This window comes from Streptomyces galbus (assembly GCF_005280195.1).
In the GTDB taxonomy this organism is placed as follows: Bacteria; Actinomycetota; Actinomycetes; order Streptomycetales; family Streptomycetaceae; genus Streptomyces; species Streptomyces galbus.
This window is the reverse complement of record NZ_SZPR01000063.1, coordinates 1-552: the sequence shown is the minus strand read 5'-3', so window position 1 is coordinate 552 and position 552 is coordinate 1. Positions and strand designations below refer to the sequence as shown.

Annotated in this window: 1 protein-coding gene; it reads left to right on the top strand. The window is 69.0% G+C overall.

The features are described 5' to 3' along the window. Positions 1-552, top strand: a 552-nt coding sequence (locus E4U92_RS35550; RefSeq protein WP_277754774.1) for a hydroxymethylglutaryl-CoA synthase, incomplete at both ends; no start/stop codon positions are given.

The following is a 552-nucleotide window of genomic DNA, read 5'->3' as shown; positions in this document are numbered from 1 at the left end:
GTCCACTCCCTCATCGGGCTGCCGTCGGCGACCCGCGTCGTGGAGCTGAAGCAGGCCTGCTACGGGGCGACCGCCGCCCTGCAGTTCGCCATCGGCCTGATCCGTCGCGACCCCGCCCAGCAGGTCCTCGTGATCGCCAGCGACGTCTCCAAGTACGACCTGGACAGCCCCGGCGAGGCCACCCAGGGCGCGGCCGCCGTGGCCATGCTGGTCAGCGCCGACCCGGCACTGGTGCGCATCGAGGACCCCTCCGGACTGTTCACCGCCGACGTCATGGACTTCTGGCGGCCCAACTACCGCGACACGGCCCTGGTCGACGGACACGAGTCGATCGGCGCCTACCTCCAGGCCGTCGAAGGAAGCTGGAAGGACTACACCGAGCAGGGCGGCCGCTCCCTGGAGGAGTTCGCCGCGTTCTGCTACCACCAGCCCTTCACCAAGATGGCCTACAAGGCCCACCGCCACCTGCTCAACTACTGCGTCCACGACACCGACCAGGACGACATCGACCGCGCCATCGGACACACCACCGCCTACAACCCGGTGATCGGC